The 18,245-nt window shown below is 69.4% G+C and carries 23 protein-coding genes; 6 read left to right on the top strand and 17 right to left on the bottom strand.

What is annotated here, in order from left to right:
- Positions 1 to 3: 3 nt before the first annotated feature.
- Positions 4 to 1,071 carry a peptide chain release factor 1 gene (gene prfA, locus ABIE19_RS00470; RefSeq protein ID WP_354087146.1) on the bottom strand — a complete coding sequence of 356 codons (1,068 nt, stop codon included), beginning with the start codon at positions 1,069 to 1,071 and terminating at the stop codon, positions 4 to 6.
- Between the two features lie 187 nt (positions 1,072 to 1,258).
- Here prfA and ABIE19_RS00465 point away from each other — a divergent pair, with 187 nt between their 5' ends.
- Together ABIE19_RS00465 and ABIE19_RS00460 are read left to right on the top strand one after the other, a co-directional pair.
- Positions 1,259 to 1,867: a response regulator gene (locus ABIE19_RS00465; RefSeq protein WP_354087145.1), complete on the top strand. Its 609-nt coding sequence runs from the start codon at positions 1,259 to 1,261 to the stop codon at positions 1,865 to 1,867.
- A gap of 101 nt (positions 1,868 to 1,968) precedes the next feature.
- The gene (locus ABIE19_RS00460; protein ID WP_354087144.1) at positions 1,969 to 2,751 is read left to right on the top strand and encodes a sulfite exporter TauE/SafE family protein; all 783 of its coding nucleotides are present in this window, start codon (positions 1,969 to 1,971) and stop codon (positions 2,749 to 2,751) included.
- Positions 2,752 to 2,809: 58 nt separating this feature from the next.
- Here the strand turns inward: ABIE19_RS00460 and ABIE19_RS00455 are convergent, their stop codons facing one another.
- The 9 genes from ABIE19_RS00455 to ABIE19_RS00415 all read right to left on the bottom strand — a co-directional run bounded on the left by ABIE19_RS00455 (position 2,810) and on the right by ABIE19_RS00415 (position 11,739).
- Positions 2,810 to 3,367 carry a hypothetical protein gene (locus tag ABIE19_RS00455; RefSeq protein WP_354087143.1) on the bottom strand — a complete coding sequence of 186 codons (558 nt, stop codon included), beginning with the start codon at positions 3,365 to 3,367 and terminating at the stop codon, positions 2,810 to 2,812.
- Positions 3,364 to 3,780 (bottom strand): translation initiation factor 2, encoded by a 417-nt coding sequence (locus ABIE19_RS00450; RefSeq protein WP_354087142.1) that lies wholly within the window; start codon positions 3,778 to 3,780, stop codon positions 3,364 to 3,366. Before ABIE19_RS00450 ends, ABIE19_RS00455 begins: the two co-directional genes overlap by 4 nt.
- Before the next feature lie 103 nt (positions 3,781 to 3,883).
- Entirely contained in the window at positions 3,884 to 4,480 is a 597-nt protein-coding gene (locus ABIE19_RS00445; RefSeq protein ID WP_354087141.1) for a glutathione S-transferase N-terminal domain-containing protein, read from the bottom strand.
- Between the two features lie 13 nt (positions 4,481 to 4,493).
- Positions 4,494 to 4,760 carry a putative hemolysin gene (locus ABIE19_RS00440; RefSeq protein WP_354087140.1) on the bottom strand — a complete coding sequence of 89 codons (267 nt, stop codon included), beginning with the start codon at positions 4,758 to 4,760 and terminating at the stop codon, positions 4,494 to 4,496.
- A gap of 108 nt (positions 4,761 to 4,868) precedes the next feature.
- Positions 4,869 to 5,741 (bottom strand): alpha/beta hydrolase family protein, encoded by an 873-nt coding sequence (locus tag ABIE19_RS00435; protein ID WP_354087139.1) that lies wholly within the window; start codon positions 5,739 to 5,741, stop codon positions 4,869 to 4,871.
- Between the two features lie 58 nt (positions 5,742 to 5,799).
- Positions 5,800 to 6,936, bottom strand: a complete 1,137-nt coding sequence (gene ispG / locus ABIE19_RS00430) for a flavodoxin-dependent (E)-4-hydroxy-3-methylbut-2-enyl-diphosphate synthase (protein ID WP_354087138.1) — start codon at positions 6,934 to 6,936, stop codon at positions 5,800 to 5,802.
- A 63-nt stretch (positions 6,937 to 6,999) separates the two neighbouring features.
- Complete coding sequence (locus tag ABIE19_RS00425; RefSeq protein ID WP_354087137.1) at positions 7,000 to 8,061, bottom strand: helix-turn-helix domain-containing protein; 1,062 nt, start codon at positions 8,059 to 8,061, stop codon at positions 7,000 to 7,002.
- A gap of 82 nt (positions 8,062 to 8,143) precedes the next feature.
- On the bottom strand, positions 8,144 to 10,348 hold the full coding sequence (gene ptsP / locus ABIE19_RS00420) for a phosphoenolpyruvate--protein phosphotransferase (RefSeq protein ID WP_354088565.1): 2,205 nt from the start codon (positions 10,346 to 10,348) through the stop codon (positions 8,144 to 8,146).
- 116 nt (positions 10,349 to 10,464) lie between these two features.
- The gene (locus ABIE19_RS00415) at positions 10,465 to 11,739 is read right to left on the bottom strand and encodes an aspartate kinase (protein WP_354087136.1); all 1,275 of its coding nucleotides are present in this window, start codon (positions 11,737 to 11,739) and stop codon (positions 10,465 to 10,467) included.
- Between ABIE19_RS00415 and ABIE19_RS00410 the strand changes: the two genes are divergently transcribed.
- From ABIE19_RS00410 to ABIE19_RS00400, 3 genes are read left to right on the top strand one after another with little or no spacing between them, the layout of a single operon-like run.
- Complete coding sequence (locus ABIE19_RS00410) at positions 11,687 to 11,809, top strand: hypothetical protein (RefSeq protein WP_354088608.1); 123 nt, start codon at positions 11,687 to 11,689, stop codon at positions 11,807 to 11,809. The genes ABIE19_RS00415 and ABIE19_RS00410 overlap by 53 nt on opposite strands.
- Positions 11,796 to 12,614, top strand: coding sequence for a bifunctional 2-polyprenyl-6-hydroxyphenol methylase/3-demethylubiquinol 3-O-methyltransferase UbiG (ubiG, locus tag ABIE19_RS00405; protein ID WP_354087135.1), 819 nt, complete (start codon positions 11,796 to 11,798; stop codon positions 12,612 to 12,614). The genes ABIE19_RS00410 and ubiG overlap by 14 nt, the downstream gene beginning before the upstream one ends.
- Complete coding sequence (locus ABIE19_RS00400; protein ID WP_354087134.1) at positions 12,611 to 13,153, top strand: AAA family ATPase; 543 nt, start codon at positions 12,611 to 12,613, stop codon at positions 13,151 to 13,153. Before ubiG ends, ABIE19_RS00400 begins: the two co-directional genes overlap by 4 nt.
- On the opposite strand, the gene ABIE19_RS00395 is transcribed toward ABIE19_RS00400, so the two are convergent.
- Genes ABIE19_RS00395 through ABIE19_RS00365 form a run of 7 tightly spaced genes read right to left on the bottom strand, consistent with a single transcriptional unit; the run spans position 13,140 to position 17,298 of the window.
- Positions 13,140 to 13,616 carry a GNAT family N-acetyltransferase gene (locus ABIE19_RS00395; protein ID WP_354087133.1) on the bottom strand — a complete coding sequence of 159 codons (477 nt, stop codon included), beginning with the start codon at positions 13,614 to 13,616 and terminating at the stop codon, positions 13,140 to 13,142. The two genes, ABIE19_RS00400 and ABIE19_RS00395, sit on opposite strands and share 14 nt — an antisense overlap.
- A gap of 11 nt (positions 13,617 to 13,627) precedes the next feature.
- The gene (locus ABIE19_RS00390) at positions 13,628 to 14,110 is read right to left on the bottom strand and encodes a DUF6265 family protein (protein WP_354087132.1); all 483 of its coding nucleotides are present in this window, start codon (positions 14,108 to 14,110) and stop codon (positions 13,628 to 13,630) included.
- Between the two features lie 41 nt (positions 14,111 to 14,151).
- Positions 14,152 to 14,961, bottom strand: coding sequence for an AraC family transcriptional regulator (locus ABIE19_RS00385; protein WP_354087131.1), 810 nt, complete (start codon positions 14,959 to 14,961; stop codon positions 14,152 to 14,154).
- Positions 14,962 to 14,965: 4 nt separating this feature from the next.
- Positions 14,966 to 15,400: a DUF1178 family protein gene (locus ABIE19_RS00380; protein WP_354087130.1), complete on the bottom strand. Its 435-nt coding sequence runs from the start codon at positions 15,398 to 15,400 to the stop codon at positions 14,966 to 14,968.
- Positions 15,397 to 16,236: a carbon-nitrogen hydrolase family protein gene (locus tag ABIE19_RS00375; protein WP_354087129.1), complete on the bottom strand. Its 840-nt coding sequence runs from the start codon at positions 16,234 to 16,236 to the stop codon at positions 15,397 to 15,399. Before ABIE19_RS00375 ends, ABIE19_RS00380 begins: the two co-directional genes overlap by 4 nt.
- Positions 16,237 to 16,494, bottom strand: a complete 258-nt coding sequence (gene grxC, locus ABIE19_RS00370) for a glutaredoxin 3 (protein WP_354087128.1) — start codon at positions 16,492 to 16,494, stop codon at positions 16,237 to 16,239. It abuts the gene before it with no gap.
- A gap of 30 nt (positions 16,495 to 16,524) precedes the next feature.
- The gene (locus ABIE19_RS00365) at positions 16,525 to 17,298 is read right to left on the bottom strand and encodes a ComFC family protein (protein ID WP_354087127.1); all 774 of its coding nucleotides are present in this window, start codon (positions 17,296 to 17,298) and stop codon (positions 16,525 to 16,527) included.
- A 43-nt stretch (positions 17,299 to 17,341) separates the two neighbouring features.
- Between ABIE19_RS00365 and ABIE19_RS00360 the strand changes: the two genes are divergently transcribed.
- The gene (locus ABIE19_RS00360) at positions 17,342 to 18,226 is read left to right on the top strand and encodes a methyltransferase domain-containing protein (RefSeq protein ID WP_354087126.1); all 885 of its coding nucleotides are present in this window, start codon (positions 17,342 to 17,344) and stop codon (positions 18,224 to 18,226) included.
- Positions 18,227 to 18,245 lie beyond the last annotated feature (19 nt).

Here is an 18,245-nt window from a genome sequence, read left to right as displayed (position 1 = left end):
GCCTCAGCCGAACTCGGCTTCCAGATCGGCCAGGCGGGCGGCCTGATCCTCGGCGATCAGGGCGTTCAGCAGGGGGTCGATCTCGCCTTCCAGAATCTGAGGCAGGCTGTGCAGGGTCAGGCCGATGCGATGGTCGGTCACCCGCCCCTGCGGGAAGTTGTAGGTGCGGATGCGTTCCGACCGGTCGCCGGAACCGACCTGGGACTTACGCGCGTCCGAACGCGCGGCGTCCTTGGCCTGACGCTGCATGTCGTAGAGGCGCACGCGCAGGTTCTTCATCGCCTTGTCGCGGTTCACATGCTGCGACTTTTCCGAGGACGTCACCACGATGCCGGTGGGCAGGTGGGTGATGCGCACCGCCGAGTCGGTCTTGTTCACGTGCTGGCCGCCCGCGCCCGACGAGCGGAAGGTGTCGATGCGGATGTCCTGATCGCGGATCTCGATCTCGACGTCCTCGACCTCGGGCAGGACAGCGACGGTGGCGGCCGAGGTGTGGATGCGCCCGCCGGCCTCGGTCACGGGCACGCGCTGGACGCGGTGGACGCCCGATTCGAACTTCAGGCGGCCGAAGACCCCCTCGCCCGTCACGGTGGCCACGATTTCCTTGTAACCGCCGGCGTCCCCCTCGGCGATGCTGTCGACCTCGACCCGCCAGCCGCGCGACTGGGCATAGCGCGAATACATCCGGAACAGGTCCCCGGCGAACAGGGCCGCCTCGTCCCCGCCCGTGCCGGCGCGCACTTCCAGGACCGCCGAGGCGTTCTCGTCGGCGTCGCGCGGCGCCAGCAACAGGGCGACCTCGCGCTCCAGCTCCGGCAGGCGTTCGTTCAGGACGTCCAGTTCGTCGGCGGCCATGGCGGCCATCTCGGGATCCGAGGCCATGGCCTTCAGGTCCTCGACCTCGGCGCGGGCGCGGGCCAGCGACTGGACGGCGTCGGCCACGGGCTTGAGCTCGGCATGCTCCTTCGACAGGCGCACGATCTCGGCGCCGTCCGAGGCCGCGCCCATCCGCGCCTCCACCTCGTGGAAGCGGTCGAGCACCTGATCAAGCCGGGCCTGGGGCAGTCGCAATGCAGCGTCCTTCGCATCAAAAATCGAGGGCGGAGCCATAGCCGTCCGGCCCGCCCCTGTCGATGAAAAGCCCCGAACACGGCGCGATGGAGCGATTGTGAACAGCCGTCACAAGCCCGTCAGAGCGGTTCCTTCGCAGGTGCAAACCCCCTAGCTCGACGGGGGCTGAAACTGACAGGAGACAGGCATGTTCGACGGAAACGTGAACGCGAACCTCGGGGCGGACGAGAATGTGGCGCGGTTGTGCGCCCTCTATGACGGATTGCTGGAGCGTTCGGACGCGACCGTTTCCCCGGAGGCCGAGACCGAACTGAAGGCCCTGGCCAAGATCTTCGACCTGGATGCGGAGCGGCCCGCGGCCGAACTCTGGCCCTATGTTCGCGCCGTCCTGGTGCGTCAGGCGCCGGCCGATACGCCCGCCGCCGTCCCCTCTTCCGAACCCATGACCGTCCTGCTGGTCGAGGACGACGCTGAGGCCGCCGCCGCCCTGACCGAGGCCCTGGACGCCGCCGGACACCGCGTCGTCGGCCCCTTCCATAGCGCCGAAGCCGCCGAGGCGGCGACTGCGCTGCACCCCATCGACGCGGCCCTTCTGGACATCAACCTGTCGGGCGAGGCGACCGGCGTCGACCTGGCGCGCAGCCTGAAGACCCGCTGGGGCGTGCCCGTCGTCTTCCTGTCCGGCGACGTCAGCGCGGCGGCCGCCAACGCCGAACTGGCCGCCGCCATGGTGATCAAGCCCTATACGGGACGCGACGTGCTGGACGCCCTGGCCCGCCTGCGGCCGACCGCCTGATCCGCCACAGACGCGGCAACCAAAAGCGACCGGCGGCCATTGCACAAACGGCCGCCTGATCGTCTGATGCGGTGCGGGGCCATTCGGCTCCAGGGGGCTGAATGGACACCTTTTTCCTGTTCCTGCTGGTGGGCGTGCTGGCCCAGGCGGTCGACGGCGCCCTGGGCATGGCCTACGGCGTCATCTCATCCTCCGTTCTGCTGGCCCTGGGCGTGCCGCCGGCCACCGCCTCGGCCAGCGTCCACGCCGCCGAGGTCTTCACCACCGCCGCCTCGGCCGGCAGCCACGTCCTGCATAAGAACGTGGAATGGCGGCTGTTCATTCCCCTGGTTGTCGCAGGAGTCATCGGCGGTTGCCTGGGCGCCTATGTCCTGGCCGGGCTGGACGCGGCGATCATCAAGCCCTTCGTCATCGGCTATCTGGCCCTGGTCGGCGTCTGGATTCTGTGGCGGGCGGGGCATGACATCAAGCCGCGCCACCTTCCGGCTTGGGTGACGGCGCCGGTGGGCGTGGTCGGCGGCTTTCTGGACGCGGTCGGCGGCGGCGGCTGGGGTCCGACCGTCTCCTCGACCATGGTCGGCGCCGGGCAGGAGCCGCGCAAGGCCATCGGTACGGTGAACACGGCCGAGTTCTTCCTGACGGTCGCCATATCGGCCACCTTCGTCTGGTCCCTGGTCACGGGGCATTGGGAAGAAGCGGGCGCGCTGGAGAACCACGCCGCCGCCGTGGGCGGCCTGGTGGTCGGCGGCCTGATCGCCGCCCCCTTCGCGGGCCTGATCGTCAAGAAGGTGCCGCGCAAGGGCCTGACCTATGCGGTCGGCTTCCTGCTGCTCTTCCTGGCGGCGTTCCAGGGCGCACAGCTGGCGGGCCTGATCGGCAAATAGAAAGGGAGGGACGAGCCTCGGCTCGTCCCGCCCCTACGCCTCATCAGATCGGGAGGCTTCAGCGCGCCGTGCGCGTCCGGAAGCGTTCTATGAAGGCCTTGATGTTTTCGCGAATGGCGTACTCGTTGGCCAGACGCAGACGCTCCATGCCGATCAGGGATTCGCCCATCCTGGCCGTGCCGGTGGCGGCCACGGTGTCGTCGAACACTATCCGTCCCGAGCTGTCCGTCACGGAATAACGCACGCGGCTGGTCACCGACATGTCGAAACCCGCCATCGGCTGCTTCAACTCCAGCATGGAAGCGGTCAGCGACAAGGGAGCGTCCGCCGTCGCGCCCAGATAGCCGGCCGCCTTCAGCGAATTCTCCAACGCCTGACGGAAATCGCCGCTGGCGACTTCAGACCACAGCAGGGGATTGGTTTCCGTTCCGCCCGAGACATTGGCGATCTTGATCGCGCCGTGCCCGAAATCTCCGGCCTGGGCGATGGTGATGGTCGAGGGCAGCACCGTCATGGCGTCGGGCCGCGCGGCCGAGGCGCAGGCGCCCAGGGACAGCAGGCCCAGGCCGACGAGCGCGACAGCGGCGCGGCGCGCCACTTCGGATCGGTGTCTCACGGCTTCTTCTCCGGCTCGAGCGTGACGACCAGCGGGTTGGGCGTCAGGTCGTTCAAGGCGCCGCTGCTCGCGTCGACCCCGGCTCCGATCAGGCCTCCTACAAGGATGTTGCCGGCCAGGGCCGCACCGCCGCCGCCCGACATCTTGCTTTCGATATGATGGACCTGCTCCGCATAGCCGTCATGCGAGATGGCGATGCTGAAGGCGTCCTTGCGCGGCATGCGGAAGGTGCAAGGCGTCGCCTCGCAGGAGAAGCCGTTGGACGTGACGGCGCGTGCGCCCGGCGGGCTGCTTTCCACGACGAACTGTTGAGTGGTGCCTCGCGTGACCGTGGCGCAGGCAGGCAGGGTCGCGCTCAAACCGGCGAGCGCCACGGCTTGCACGGCGAAGCGTGCATGACGTTTCGAGAACATGATCGTCCTGTCAGGTGACGGTCGAGCCCCCCCGGCGCGACCTGACGAACACGATTACATCACACCGTTCGACCGTCAATCACGCATGCGTGAAAACCTGTGATCAAACAGGATAGGTCTCGATGAAGCTGGGCCGCGTTTCCAAGGCCGCCTGCAGAGCGGCCAGACGCGGACGGCCGGTCTTCCAGTCGTAGTCGGGATGACGGAACCCGATCCAGGTCACGGCCACCCCCGCCGTCAGAACCCCCATGTCGAACTGTTCGGCGTCCGGGGCGGCGGCTTCCAGCGCATCCAGGGCGCGGCCCAGGTTGGCCGTCCAGCGCTCCATCCACGAGGGCGAGCGTTCGTGTTCCGGCCGACGCTTCTCCAGCAACAGCTTGACGCCCATTTCCAGCGCGGCGTTGGCCAGGGTTTCCAGCCGCTTGACGCGCAGACGCGCCTCCCCCTCAGCCGGCAGCAGCCGCTCGCCGGGGCCGACCATATCCAGGTATTCGGCGATGACCGGGCTGTCGGTTACGGGCAGACCGTCCTCGGCCACCAGGGTCGGGACCTGGACGACCGGATTGGTCGCCAGCAGCTCCGGCGCATTGGCGTAGGGGTCGGCGAGGACTTCCTCCACCCGATCGGACAGGCCCTTTTCACGGACGACGATACGCGTCTTGCGCGCGAAGGGAGACGGGGTGGTGATGTAGAGCTTCATGATTCGGCAGATGTCACTTTGAAGCGGTAGGGGCGACGCAGCGTTTGTCGCGGAACAGGGCCCATTCCTCGCACTGACGGCCGTCCTCGAAGACGCAGACGCCGTACTCGCCGCCCTGGGCGTCCCGGCGGATCTCGGTCTTGCCGCCTTCGGCCTGGCAATGGACAGAAGCCGGATTGGCCATGCCGATGCGCTGCGGCGTCTGAGGCTCGGCCGCCGGCGCGCAGGCGGCCGTCGCCAACAGGGCGGTCAGGAAAAGCGGCGTCAGAACTCGTGTCATCGGTCTTTCCTCATTCGGCGCGACAAGCAGGGTGGGAAACACGCCGATCATGCCCCCATTCGCCCGTTCGCGCGCGATCTTTCGTGGGGATCGCCGCAGGCCGAAACGTCACGCCTTCAGCGTCGTTCGATGGTCACGCCTTCGGGAGCCGTCAGAGCGTTCAACCGGGCCCGGGCCGCTGCATCGTCCAAGGCATAGGCGCATGAAATCGACCGTCGTGGCCGCCATCAACTCGAAGTCGGCGGCGTCGGCGACGCCGATCAGGCTGTGATCGCCGCCGGCGAAGGTCATCAGCATCTTGTCGCCCGCAGGACTGGTGTCGAAGGCCGCCCTGTGGTCGCGCGGGTTCGTCACGAAACCCGGCACCAGATCGGCGTCGCCCGTGACGAGCAGAACCGGGGTGGAGACCGTGGCGTATGTCGTCGGACTGACCAGGCCCGGAACAAGACCCGGCGTGGACACGGCCACGACAGCCTTCACCGCCGGGTCCAGTAGCGATCCCGCCACGCTGACCGCCCCGGCCGACATCAGCGAATTGAAGGAACCGAAGGAATGGCCGTCGGCGATCAGCGGCTTGCCCGGATGGCTGGCCTGCACATAGCCGCGCGTCATCGCCAGATCGACGATGCGGGTGATGAAGACGCTGCGTTCGTCCGCCTCGGCATGGCGAGGATGCTTCAACGAATCCAGATGCAGCGGCGCCACGACCGTGAAGCCGTGGGCGGTCCAATAGTCGATGATGCGGTGATAGCGCGCCGGGTCGCTGTTCCAGCCGTGGCTGAAGACGATGACGGCCCTCTCCTCCGCCGCGGGCCAGACGCTGACGTCGATGGTCCGGCCGTCAGGCGTCGGCAATTCGACATGGGTCGCCGTCGAAGGCGCGGACGCGGCCGTGGTCGTCGATTGGGCCTGGACCGGGGCCGCGACGACGCCCGCGATCGAAAGGGCGAGAACGGAGGCAAGCGCGACGCGACGGATCATGAAAAGCCCTCACAGAGTCCCGCCTGAACTAGCGCAGACGTTCGATATGGAACAGGGCTTATTCGGCCGCCGCGCGGGCGGCCTCCAGTTCGGCGGCCTTCGCTTCGACCTGAGCCACGATCTCGTCGATCATGCCCTCGTTCGCCTGCTTGTGGGCGATCTTGCCGTTCAGATAGACCATGCCCGCGCCCTTGCCGCCGCCGGTGAAGCCGACATCGGTATAGAGAGCCTCGCCCGGTCCGTTGACGACGCAGCCGATGATCGACAGCGACATGGCCGTCGAGACATGGGCCAGCTTCTCTTCCAGGATGGCCACCGTCTCGATGACGTTGAAGCCCTGACGGGCGCAGGACGGGCAGGCGATGATGTTCACCCCCCGATGACGCAGGCCCAGCGACTTCAGAATATCGAAGCCGACCTTGATCTCCTCCACCGGATCGGCGGCCAGGGAGACGCGGATGGTGTCGCCTATGCCCGCCCAGAGCATGGAGCCCATGCCGATGGCCGACTTGATCGTGCCGGTGCGCAGGGGCCCCGCCTCGGTCACGCCCAGATGCAGGGGGCAGTCGATGGCCTCGGCCAGTTGCTGATAGGCGGCGACCGTCAGGAAGGGGTCGGACGCTTTCACCGAGATCTTGAACTCGTGGAAGTCCAGGTCCTGTAGGATGCGGGCATGGTTCAGCGCGCTCTCGACCATGGCGTCGGGGCAGGGCTCGCCGTACTTCTCCAGCAGCTCCTTTTCCAGCGACCCGGCGTTGACGCCGATACGCATAGAGCAGCCGTGGTCGCGGGCGGCCTGGACGACCTCCTTGACCCGGTCGATCGAGCCAATGTTGCCGGGGTTGATGCGCAGGCAGGCGGCGCCCGCCTGGGCCGCCTCGATGCCGCGTTTGTAGTGGAAGTGAATGTCGGCCACGAGCGGCACGCGGGCTTCGCGCGCGATGGTCCTGAAGGCCGCCGTCGAATCTTCATCCGGGCAGGAGACGCGGACGATGTCGGCCCCGGCCTCCTCCAGTTGGCGGATCTGCTCCAGCGTCGCCGCCGCGTCGGAGGTCGGCGTATTGGTCATCGACTGGACGCTGATCGGCGCCCCGCCGCCGACAGGGACGGAGCCGACCATGATCTGGCGGCTCTTGCGGCGCTCGATGTGGCGCCAGGGACGGACGTGGCCGAGTTCGGAACTGTGGTCGCTCATGACGCCGGGAACATAGGCGAGGAACGACGGCAAAACCACGACATCACGCGTCGCCGCGTCGATTCAGCCCGCCAGCGGCGCGGCAGGCGCGGGCGCGGGAGCCGGCGTCGCGGCGGCGGGCGAGGCCGCGACGGGAGCGACGAGCTCGGCGGCCGCCCGACGGCGCGCCTCCGCGGCGGCTGTCGCGCGGGCTTCCGACTGGCGAGCCTCGGCCTGGGCGCGGGCGTTCAGCTGCCCCAGGGAAGAGGACGCGGACAGGGCGCCGCCGTGCTCGCCGTTCAGATAGACGTCGAACAGCTCCGGCGTCGGCGTGTCGATCGCCGCCGATACGTTCATGGGCGCGCGCCAGGCCTCGCCCGCCGCCAGTTGGCGCGCGAACAGGATGCGGTTGTCGCCCTGGCGGATGACGAGGATGGCGGGCTTGCGCGCCTGAAGCGTGACCTGGGACGCCGTGGCCGGAGCGCCGTAGACGGCGCCGCGCGGGTTGAAGGCGGCCTGGACCGGCGGTGCGGGCGGCGGGGCCGTGTTGGGATCGTTTGGATCGACCCCGGTCAACTGGGCCTCAAGACCCGGCGTGACGTAGAGGGCCGGCGTGGTCTGGTCGGGCGGCGCGGCGCGCGGCGCGCCGAGATAAAGGGCGCGATCCACCTGCTCGTCCGCCGTCTCGCTCCAGTTCTTGGGGACGGCGACCAGGTCGGAAGGATGGGGGGGTTCGATGCGGCTGACCCGCTGGAAGACGTTCCAGCCGATGACCACGACCAGGGCCGCGCCGACGACGGCCAGGATGCGCGGCGAGCTGCGCCGCATCTTCTGCACCGCGTCGCCGGTCGGCGCCTGAAGCGGCACGGCGCCTTCGGGGAATTCACGCTTGAAGCGCTCGACCGCCGTCAGTTCGTCCAGCCCCAGGGCGCCCGCGTAGGCGCGCACATAGCCCATGGAGAAGATGCGCGACGGCAGGACGGCGTATTCTCCCTGTTCAAGCGCGGTCAGATATCGCGGATGCACCCGGGTGGCGGTGGACAGCTGGGCCATGGTGCGGCCCGAGGCGAGACGGGCGGCGCGCAGGGCTTCGCCCAGCGTCTCGGCGTCCTCGAGGGACGGCGCGTCTTGCCGATCCTGATCCATGCAGCGGGAATTCCGTCCGTGCGGGCGCCGACGCGCCCTTTCCTTCGCTTAGACGAGGCGCACCCCGCGAGCAACGCGGGAATCAGACGACCACGTTCAGCTTGCGCGCCAGGGATTCGATCTCGCCCCGCACCGATCCCGCCGACGAGCCGAGCAGGACGTTCATGCCCCGCCGCGCCGCCGCCAGATCGACCGACAGGATCATGCGCTTCACCGGCCCCACCCCGCCCGCCGGTGCAGACAGGCGGTTATAGCCCAGGGTGATCAGGGCGAAGGCCTCCAGCGGACGGCCCGCCAGTTCGCCGCAGACCGATACGGGCGTGGCGCTGTCGGCGCACTTCTGCTGGATCTCGGCCAGGGCGCGCAGGGCCGGGGGCGACAGGGGATCGTAGCGGTCCGAAACCATGGGATTGGTCCGGTCGGCGGCGAACATGTATTGCAGCAGGTCGTTGGTGCCGATGGAGACGAAGTCCGTCAGCGGCAACAGGGCGTCCAGATGCCACAGCAGGCTGGGGCACTCGATCATGGCCCCCACCCGCAGCAGGGACGGCAGGGGCCGGCCGCGACGCCGCGCCCATTCGCATTCCACGTCGACCAGTTCGCGCGCGGCGCGGAATTCGTCCACCGTGGCGATCATGGGGAACATGACGCGCAATTCGCGCCCGGCGGCGGCGGCCAGAAGCGCGCGAAGCTGCATCCGCAACAGGGCCGGACGGTCCAGGCCCAGGCGGATGGCGCGACGGCCCAGAGCCGGGTTCTCCTCCCGCTCATTGTCGAGGTAGGGCAGGACCTTGTCGCCGCCGATGTCCAGGGTGCGGAAGGTGACGGGGCGGTCGCCCGCCGCGTCCAGCACCAGCTTGTAGAGCGCCGTCTGGGCGTCGAGGCGGGGCAGTTCGTCCGAGACCATGAATTGGAACTCGGTGCGGAACAGGCCGATGCCCTCTGCCCCCGTCATGTCCAGGTTCTCCAGATCGACGGCCAAGCCGGCGTTGGTCAGCAGCATGATCCGCGTGCCGTCCTTCGTCATCGCGGGCGTGTCGCGCAGCAGGTCGAACTCGGCCCGGCGCTGCTCGCGCACGGCCATGCGGGTCTGGACCGCCGCCAGCATGTCGGGACGGGGACGCAGATAGGCCTCGCCAGTCTCCCCGTCGACGATGACCTGATCGCCCTCGGACAGACGGTCGCGCAAGCCCTGCAGACGGCCGACGCAAGGGATCTGCAGCGCCCGCGCCACGATGGCGGCGTGGCTGGCGGCCGAACCCTCTTCCAGCAGCAGGCCGCGCAGCTTGTGGCGCGGATACTCCAGCAGATCGGCGGGGCCGAGATTTCTCGCCACCAGGATGGCGTCGTCGGGCAGATCGCGCTGGCCAGGCTTGTCGCCCGCCAGGACGCGCAGCAGCCGATTGGCCAGGTCCTCGAAGTCGTGCAGCCGCTCGCGGATATAGGGGTCGCGGGCCTTGGCGAAGCGGGCGCGGTGCTCGTTGCGGACGCGGTCCACGGCGGCTTCGGCCGTCAGGCCGGAGCGCACAGCCTCTTCCAGCGACCGGTTCCAACCCCGGTCGTCGGCGAACATGCGATAGGTTTCGAGCACCTCGAAGGAGGTTCCACCCAGCTTGCCCTGTCCGCCTTCCAGCATGTCGTCGATGCCGGCCTTGAGCGCGGTCAGGGCCTCGTTCAGGCGGCGTTCCTCGGCGGCGGGATCATCGGACAGCAGTTGCTCGGGAGCCAGGGGCGCCTCGTGCTGGACGACGACGCCGTAGGCCAGGCCCTCCGCAAACTTCTGGCCCTTCAGCCGCTCCGGGCGGTGGGGCGCGACCTCGACGTCGCGCAGTTCGTCCTGGGCCAGGAGTTCGCCCGAGGCGACCGTCTCGGCCAGGACCATGGCGATGGTCTGGATGTCCTCGACCTCTTCCTCGTCATAGCGACGGGCGGCGCGGTTCTGGACGACCAGGACGCCGATGGCCCGACCGCCGCGCAGCAGGGGCGCGCCGAGGAAGGCATGGAAGGGATCTTCGCCGGTTTCCGGGCGATAGGAGAAGCTGGGATGGGTCGGGGCGTCCGACAGGCTGATCGGCTGGGCCAGACGCGCCACCTCGCCGACCAGACCCTCTCCGGGACGCAGGCGGGTGCTGTGGACGGCCTCGGGGTTCAACCCTTGCGTGGCGAACAGCTCCAACTCGCCCGAGGCGCGCCGCAGATAGATGGAGCAGACCTCGGCCACCATGGACTGGGCGATGACGCGCACCACCATGTCCAGCCGGTCCTGCGCCGGACCGCCGCCGGCCATGGCTTCGCGGATCTGGCGCAGGAGGTTGCGAGGCCCCCTCGTCGTCAATCCGCCCTTCACCATGTTCGCTCCCGCCTTGCCGCCCTTCGATCAGATAGGGCGGCGTCCTTGTTTTCCTATAGGGCGTCCAGTCCGTAGGCCGAGTGCAGCGCCCGCACCGCCAGTTCGGAATAGGCGTCCTCGATCAGGACGCTGATCTTGATCTCGGAGGTCGAGATGGCCTGGAACTTCACGCCCTTGTCGGCCAGGGCCCGGAACATGGTCTGGGCCACGCCGGCGTGGCTGCGCATGCCGACGCCGATGACCGAGATCTTGGCCACGTCCGCGTCGATGCGCAGTTCCTCGAAGCCGAGCTCGGCCTTGGCCGCCGTCATCATCTCGGCGGCGCGCTGGGCGTCGCGGCGACCGGTCGTGAAGGTCAGGTTCACCGCGCCCTCGGTGCGGGCCTGGCTCTGCACGATCATGTCCACATTGACGTTGGCCTCGGCCAGACGCGTGAAGACGTCGGCGGGGGCGTCGGTGCGGTCCGCCAGACCCAGCAGCGTGATCCGGGCTTCGTCCCGGCTCATGGTCACGCCGGAAACGATGCGCTTTTCCACGATCTCATCCTCGTCACAAATCAGGGTGCCGGCGTTTTCCGGCAGATTTCCATTCTCATCCGGCTCGATGAAGCTGGACAGGACCCGCACGGGGACCTGCTTGGCCATGGCCAGTTCGACCGAGCGGGTCTGCAGCACCTTGGCCCCGAGCGAGGCCATTTCCAGCATCTCCTCGTAGGAGACCTTTTCCAGGCGTCGCGCGCGGCTCTCGATGCGGGGGTCGGTCGTATAGACGCCGTCCACGTCGGTGTAGATGTCGCAAGGGGCGCCGAGCGCCGCCGCCACGGCCACCGCCGAGGTGTCGGAGCCGCCGCGGCCGAGCGTGGTGATGCGGCCGTCGCGGGTCACGCCCTGGAAGCCAGGAACCACGGCGATCTGGCCGCTGTCGACTGCGGCGCCCAGAACGTCGCCAGGGACGTCCTCGATGCGGGCGCGGCCGTGGGCGTCGTCGGTCAGGATCGGAATCTGCCAGCCCATCCAGCTGCGCGCGTCCAGACCCATGTTGCGCAGGGTCAGGGCCAGGAGGCCCGACGTCACCTGCTCGCCCGAGGCGACCACCACGTCGTATTCGTCGTCCGACAGGGGCAGTCCTGCGGCGGCCGGTCCGGCGCCGTCGGTCCAGGCGACCAGCTCATTGGTCTTGCCCGCCATGGCCGAGACCACGACGGCGATCTTCTTGCCCTTGGCGGCCTCGGCGGCGACGATCCGCGCCGCACGGCGGATGCGCTCGAGGTCTCCCATGGAGGTCCCCCCGAACTTCATCACCAGTCGTGTCGTTTCGGGCCGCGTCATCGTGCCGTTTCGTCCCCTGCTTGCATGGGCGGCCAAGGCGGTTCATGCCTGCGGCCATGTCCGCTTCTAACGACAGCCTCGATCCGCGCAAACCCCAAAGCGATGAGGGTTTTTCACCCTTTGCAACCGATCGTGCCGAAGGTCCCAGCATAGATCCCGCCGATGTGGCCCGTTTTTCAGCCCAGGCGGCCGAGTGGTGGGACCCGAAAGGCCCCTTCGCGCCCCTGCATCGGTTCAACCCCGCGCGGCTGAAATTCGTCCGCGACCGGGCCGCCGAGCATTTCGGGCGGGACGTCCGGACCCGCGCGCCCTTCACCGGCCTCAGCCTGATCGACATCGGCTGCGGCGGCGGCCTGATCGCCGAGCCGATGCGACGCATGGGCTTTGAGGTCACGGCCCTGGACGCCTCGTCCGAGAACATCGGCACGGCCCGCGCCCACGCCGAACAGGTGGGCCTCGACATCGCCTATCGCGCGGCCACCGTCGAACAGATGGTGGAGGCGGGCGCCGGCCCCTTCGACGTGGTCCTGACCATGGAGGTGATCGAGCACGTCGCCGATCCGGAAGCCTTCGTCCGCGCCTGCTCGAAGCTGATCAAGCCCGGCGGCCTGATGATCGTCGCCACCCTGAACCGCACCCTGAAGGGCCTGCTGCTAGGCAAGGTCGCGGCCGAATACGTGCTGCGCTGGGTGCCGGCCGGCACCCACGACTGGCGCCAGTTCCTCAAGCCCGAGGAACTGCGCGCCATGCTGGACGGCGAGCCCCTGACCGCCACCGGCCCCTATGGCCTGGCCTACGACCCGCTCAACGACCGCTGGAGCGAGGGCGACGACGTGGGGATCAACTATATGATGATGGCGACGCGGGACGCATGAGCGGCCCACGCCGCATCGTCCTGACCGGCGGACCTGGATCGGGCAAGACCAGCCTGATCGAAGCCTTGGCGGCAACGGACCATGCGACTTCGCCCGAGGCCGGACGAGCGATCATCCGCCGTCAGAGAATGATCGAAGGCGAGGCCCTGCCGTGGCGCGACCGGGCCCTGTTCGCCGAATTGATGCTGGACAGGGAGCTTGAAGCCCACGCTCGCGCGGACGGCGCGGACGGGCCGGTCTTCTTCGATCGCGGGGTCCCGGACGTCGTCGGCTATCTGACCCTGTGCGACCTGCCCGTCCCGGCCCATGTGGAGCGGGCGGCGCATGATGTCCGGTACGACCGCGTCTTCATCGCCCCCGTCTGGCCCGAAATCTTCGGTCAGGACGCCGAGCGCAGGCAGGATCTGGACGAGGCCCGTCGCACCTTCGACGCCATGGCCGAGGTCTATCCGCGCTTCGGCTACGACCTGATCGAACTGCCGAAGGCGCCCGTGACCGAACGCCTGGCCTTCGTGCTGGAGACGATCAGAGAGGCCTGACCATGTAGCGGGCGTCGGCGCCGTAACTGGCCAGCTTCTCGGCCATGCCGGGCGGGTTCTGGACCACGAAGCCGTTGCGTTCCCAGAAGGCGGTCGCCTCATTGACCGCCACCAGGGCGATCTCGGGCCAGCCTGCCGCCTTCGCCTGTTCGGCCAGGCGCTCGACGATAATCCGGGTGTAGCCGCCGCCGCGCGTGTCGGGATGCATGGCCAGGTCGTGCAGATAGACGACCTGGGCGTCCTCGGGCACGGCGCCGATCAGGCTGTCCAGAGGCGGGGCCGCGTTGCGCCGCCAGGGATAGGCCATCAGATAGCCCCTGACGGTTCCCGCCGGGTCGGACAGGACGAAGCAGCCCTCAGGCGCCAGGGCCTGACGCTCGGCGAAGCACTCGCGGGCTTCGAAATGATCGGGGAAGGACAGGCGGGCGACGGCCACGACGCCGTCGACGTCCTCGGGCGCCATGGGCCGCCATTCTAGCGGGGACAGCGGGCGTTCAGTTCCGCCTTGTTGAAGCTCCATTCCACACTCCGGGTCTCGTCGTCATCCGCTCCTTCGATGCGGGCGGTCAGCACATCCCCAGAGGCGCTGACAGTGCGTTGATAGATGATCCGATGCGGAAAGTCGTTGTCCGGGTTGGAGAAGACCGCCCTCTGCGGCCCGCTCTCGATCAGGCGGAAGGGGGTGGGCGCGGCCCCGCTGGGCTGGGCGACATAGGCCAGACCGCCCTCCGGGACAGGACCGATGCGGGCGAACTCGAAGCCGCTGCGGCCATTGCGCACGGTCACGGTGTGGCCGACCAGAAGGCCCCCGCGCGGATCGGTCCAGGTCTCGGCCGCCTCACGACCGCGCGAGCAATCCAGCCAATAGCCGGCCATCCACGACAGGTCGGGCGCGAGCGGCGCGGCCGGGGCCGTCTGCAACAGGGCGGCGGCCGCCAGGCCGGTCAGAACGGACATGATGTCTCCCTCCTCAAGGACCGGACCAGGCTAGGCCGTCCTCAAGACGCGGGCTTGTAGGATTGCGACGCCAGTCGCCGCGCCAGTTCCATCTGTTCGCGCGCCCATTCGGTCGCCGTGCATCCCAGGAAACGGCGGAAGTCGCGCGCCATCTGGGGCTGGTCGAAATAACCGGCGGCCAGGCCCGCCTCCAGCCAGGAGGCCGCATCGGCGTCCGGCCCCGTCGCATGGTCGAAGATGCGGCGGAAGCGGAAGACCGAACGCAGGGTGCGCGGCGCCACGCCGACGCGGTCGCGAAAACGGCGTTGCAGGGCGCGTCGCTCGGCCGGGTTCAGCAAGGGTCCGTCGATGTCGCGCTCGGCCGCGGCGACCTCGGCGCGCACGGCCGGATCGATGCGCCAGCCGCCCGTCCGGCGCTGTCCCTCCAACCAGGCGGCCAGGGCCGCCGCCTGTCCCGCCGGATCGCCGGACGGCGCCGTGAAGCCCCGCAGCCGCGCCGTCAGATCCAGCCGCAGGTCCGTAGCCTCGATCAGCGGACGTCCCAGAAACTCTCGCGCGCCGTCCGGCTCGAACTTGGCGGCGACGATCTCGACCGGTCCGACAGGACGGATGGCCATGGGTCGGGTCAACTGACCGGCGAAGATGACTGGCGGCTGAGGCCGGAAGACGCCGTCGTCGTCCTGTTCCTCATAGGGATCGGCCAGGTCGATCACCAGTTCCGAACAGCCGTCCGGGGCGATGCGCTGCACCCCGCCCGTCGGATGGGGCGTCGCATAGGTCCACAGGACGCGCACGAAGGGACGCAGGGCCTCGGGCGGCGCGAATTCCTCGTAGCGCTCCCCCTCCCCCATGAAGTCAGTTCGCCTTCTTCGGATCAGGCGGCAGGCTAGGCAGGGGCGCGCAGGGCACGCCGTCGTCCTTCAGCTTCTTCACCTCGGCGGGCGTGGCGTCGCCGTAGATTTCGCGCTTCTCCGAGCGACCCTCGTGGATGTCCCGCGCCTCGCGGGCGAAGGCGTCGCCGACGTAGTCGAAATTCTGCTCGACGTGATCGCGCACCTCGCGCGCCGCCTGCATCATCATGGCCTGCATCTGCCTGGCCGCATCAGGCGAGGGCGCATCCTTCTTCGTTCCCGAGAGAGCGGGGGCCATCACCTGCTTGCGCACCGCCGTGGAGTTGCAGAACGGGCATTCGACCAGGCCGCGCGCAGCCTGGTCGTCATAGTCGGCGGAAGAGGCGAACCAGGCCTCGAAACCATGGTCGTGGTCGCAGGACAGGGTGTAGCGGATCATTGAGGCGGGTCGAACGTGCGGTCGTGAGACAGGGCGGGGATGGAGGCGCGCACGCGATCCACCGCGCCCAGGTCCAGGCGGGCGTGCAGGACGCCGGGTTCGTCATGATCCGCCTTGGCGATCACCACGCCCCAGGGATCCACGACCAGGGAACGGCCCCAGGTCTGGCGACCGTCCTCATGCCGCCCCCCTTGCGCCGGGGCCAGGACGAAGGCGCCCGTCTCGATGGCGCGGGCGCGCAGCAGGGTCTCCCAATGGGCCTCGCCGGTCGGTCGCGTGAAGGCGGCGGGCACGGCGATCATCCCAGCCCCGGCCTTGGCCAGGGCGCGATGCAGGTGCGGGAAACGCACGTCGTAGCAGATGGTCAGGCCCAGCCGGCCCCATGGCGTGTCGGCGAGCTTGGCGGCGTCGCCGGGCCGAACCGAGGCGCTTTCGCGATAGGTCTCGCCGCCCGCCAGATCGACGTCGAAGACATGCAGCTTGTCGTATCGCGCCGTGATCGCGCCGGTCGGATCGACCAGCAGGGAGCGGTTGGCGGCGCGCGCGTCGCCGGGGACGCCGGAGCGGACGATGGCCGAACCGATCAGCAGCCAGACGCCGAGCTCCGCCGCCAGGGCCTGCAGCCCTAGGACGGCCGCGTCCTCGCCTTCGTCGGACAGGGCCTCTTCGCGCAGGCCCCGTCGCTGTTCGAGGAAGTTGCTCCCTTCCGGCGTCAGGATGAAGCGCGCCCCCTCGGCCGCCGCCTGACGGATCAGGGGCTCGACATGGGCCAGCCCGGCGGCGGCCGTCGCCGGCGTCCGCGTCTGGATCAGAGCGATATCGAGCCCCTGGGTCATTCAGGCCGCCAGCAGGAGGTCCAGGCCGCCCCGCGCATCCAGGGCGTGGATGTCGTCGGAGCCGCCGACGTGCTTCCCGTCGATGAAGATCTGGGGGAAGGTGGCGGCGCCGCCCGAGCGCTCGACCATCTCGGCCTTCTTCTCCGGATCATTGGAGGCGACGATCTCGGTATAGGCGGCGCCCTTGCGGTCCAGCAGGGCCTTGGCCCGGATGCAATAGGGGCAGCCGGGCTTGGTGTAGATGACGACTTCGGCCAACGCAGGTCTCCTTACAGGGTCTTCGAACCCTCATTTAGGCGGTTCTCGCGCAGTTCGCACCCTCGCGATGACGGCGAGGTCCACGGCGCGCGCTCCAGCCTCCATCAGGGCGCGGGCGCAGGCCTCCGCCGTGGCTCCGGTGGTCAGAACGTCGTCGATCAGCAGGATGCGCCGCCCCCTGATCCGACGCGCGCCCGCCGGGGTGACGGCGAAGGCCTTGCGCACGTTCAGACGTCGGCCCCGCGCCGAGCGCCCGCCCTGACTTTCGGTGGCGACGGCGCGGACCAGGGCGTCGGGCAGGTAGTCGCGCTGGGCGGCCCGAGCCAGGGGGCGCGCGATCTCCGCCGCCTGATTGAAGCGCCGGGTCAGAAGACGCGTGCGGTGCAGGGGCACGGGAACCAGGGCGTCGGCCTCCGCCAGCAGGTCGGCGGCGGAACGGCTGATCCAGCGAGCGAACAGGGGCGCGAACTGCTGCTGGTCGCCATGCTTGAACTTGAGGATCAGGCCGCGCGACGCCTCGTCGTAGACGCAGGCCGCCCGCGCCCGCCCAAAGGCGTAGGGGGAGGCCAGGCAGGCCGCGCAACGATCAGCCGCGAACGCGCCGCCATCGTATTCGAAGGCCGCGCCGCAGCCGTCGCAGACCGGCGCCTCCAGAAAGATCACGCGGCTCCAGGCGTCGGGCGACAGACCCGCCGCCGCCGCGGCTTCGCGACTGTCGTGGGCCATGGGCGGCAGGACGATGTCCAGCAGGCCCCGCCCGACCTCGCGCCCCGCCAGGGCCGCGCGCCGCGTCCAATCCCGCATTCCGGCTTTCATTTCCGCCTGCCAGCCCCCATCCTGAACCGACATGAGCGCCCCCTCCTCCGGTCCCCCGATCATCTTCGACGCCGCCCGCCGCGCCGCGCGCCTGAGCCGCGCCGCCCGACGTTTCCCCGACGCCGACTTCCTGCACCTGCGCGCCGCCGACAATGCGGTGAACAGCCTGGAGGTGATCCTGCGCGAGTTTCGGACGCCCGTCGACCTGTCGCCGCATCCGGGCGTCTTCGCCCAGGCCGTCGCGGACAGTTCGGCCCGCGACCGGGTGGCCGAGGTGCGCGCCGTAGGGTCGGTCGCCGAGCGCGCCGCGCCGGGGGCCGGGCCTCTGGGGCTGGAGGACCAGTCAGCCGACCTGATCGTCAACCTGCTGGGCCTGCACTGGGCCAACGACCTGCCCGGCGCCCTGGCCCAGATCCGGCGCGCGCTGAAGCCGGACGGCCTGTTCGTGGCCAGCCTGTTCGGGGCCGCGACGCTGAAGGAACTGCGCGGCGTCCTGACCGAGGCGGAGCTGGAGGTGAACGGCGGGGCCCAGGCCCGCGTCTCGCCCTTCGCCGACGGCTTCGACGGGGCGGGCCTGCTGCAACGCGCCGGGTTCGCCCTGCCGGTCAGCGACGTGGACCGGGTGACGGTGCGCTATGCTGAGCCCTTCGCCCTGATGCGCGACCTGCGGGCCATGGGCGAGACCAATGTCCTGGCGGGACCGATCAAGCCGTTGAGCCGCGCCGTCCTGGCTCGCGCCGCCCAACTCTACGCCAAACGACACGCCGAAGCGGACGGACGCATCCCCGCGACCTTCGAGATGGTGCACCTGGCCGGCTGGGCGCCGCACGACAGCCAGCAGAAGCCCGCCCGACGCGGCTCGGCCAAGACGAGGCTGGCCGATGCGCTCGGCGTCAAGGAACAGACGGGCGAATAGGCTGATCCTCCCCCGCTAC

Source organism: Brevundimonas faecalis, from assembly GCF_040549405.1.
Taxonomy (GTDB): domain Bacteria; phylum Pseudomonadota; class Alphaproteobacteria; order Caulobacterales; family Caulobacteraceae; genus Brevundimonas; species Brevundimonas faecalis.
This window is presented reverse-complemented; position numbering and strand designations above follow the sequence as displayed.

Bases quoted from the DNA above. Each gene is read 5' to 3' on its own strand.
- ABIE19_RS00465 (WP_354087145.1), top strand. From the start codon at position 1,259: ATGTTCGACGGAAACGTGAACGCGAACCTCGGGGCGGACGAGAATGTG.
- ABIE19_RS00460 (WP_354087144.1), top strand. From the start codon at position 1,969: ATGGACACCTTTTTCCTGTTCCTGCTGGTGGGCGTGCTGGCCCAGGCG.
- ABIE19_RS00450 (WP_354087142.1), bottom strand. From the start codon at position 3,780: ATGTTCTCGAAACGTCATGCACGCTTCGCCGTGCAAGCCGTGGCGCTC.
- ABIE19_RS00445 (WP_354087141.1), bottom strand. From the start codon at position 4,480: ATGAAGCTCTACATCACCACCCCGTCTCCCTTCGCGCGCAAGACGCGT.
- ABIE19_RS00440 (WP_354087140.1), bottom strand. From the start codon at position 4,760: ATGACACGAGTTCTGACGCCGCTTTTCCTGACCGCCCTGTTGGCGACG.
- ABIE19_RS00435 (WP_354087139.1), bottom strand. From the start codon at position 5,741: ATGATCCGTCGCGTCGCGCTTGCCTCCGTTCTCGCCCTTTCGATCGCG.
- ispG (WP_354087138.1), bottom strand. From the start codon at position 6,936: ATGAGCGACCACAGTTCCGAACTCGGCCACGTCCGTCCCTGGCGCCAC.
- ABIE19_RS00425 (WP_354087137.1), bottom strand. From the start codon at position 8,061: ATGGATCAGGATCGGCAAGACGCGCCGTCCCTCGAGGACGCCGAGACG.
- ptsP (WP_354088565.1), bottom strand. From the start codon at position 10,348: ATGGCCGGCGGCGGTCCGGCGCAGGACCGGCTGGACATGGTGGTGCGC.
- ABIE19_RS00410 (WP_354088608.1), top strand. From the start codon at position 11,687: ATGGAGGTCCCCCCGAACTTCATCACCAGTCGTGTCGTTTCGGGCCGC.
- ABIE19_RS00415 (WP_354087136.1), bottom strand. From the start codon at position 11,739: ATGACGCGGCCCGAAACGACACGACTGGTGATGAAGTTCGGGGGGACC.
- ubiG (WP_354087135.1), top strand. From the start codon at position 11,796: ATGTCCGCTTCTAACGACAGCCTCGATCCGCGCAAACCCCAAAGCGAT.
- ABIE19_RS00400 (WP_354087134.1), top strand. From the start codon at position 12,611: ATGAGCGGCCCACGCCGCATCGTCCTGACCGGCGGACCTGGATCGGGC.
- ABIE19_RS00395 (WP_354087133.1), bottom strand. From the start codon at position 13,616: ATGGCGCCCGAGGACGTCGACGGCGTCGTGGCCGTCGCCCGCCTGTCC.
- ABIE19_RS00390 (WP_354087132.1), bottom strand. From the start codon at position 14,110: ATGTCCGTTCTGACCGGCCTGGCGGCCGCCGCCCTGTTGCAGACGGCC.
- ABIE19_RS00385 (WP_354087131.1), bottom strand. From the start codon at position 14,961: ATGGGGGAGGGGGAGCGCTACGAGGAATTCGCGCCGCCCGAGGCCCTG.
- ABIE19_RS00380 (WP_354087130.1), bottom strand. From the start codon at position 15,400: ATGATCCGCTACACCCTGTCCTGCGACCACGACCATGGTTTCGAGGCC.
- ABIE19_RS00375 (WP_354087129.1), bottom strand. From the start codon at position 16,236: ATGACCCAGGGGCTCGATATCGCTCTGATCCAGACGCGGACGCCGGCG.
- ABIE19_RS00365 (WP_354087127.1), bottom strand. From the start codon at position 17,298: ATGCGGGATTGGACGCGGCGCGCGGCCCTGGCGGGGCGCGAGGTCGGG.
- ABIE19_RS00360 (WP_354087126.1), top strand. From the start codon at position 17,342: ATGAGCGCCCCCTCCTCCGGTCCCCCGATCATCTTCGACGCCGCCCGC.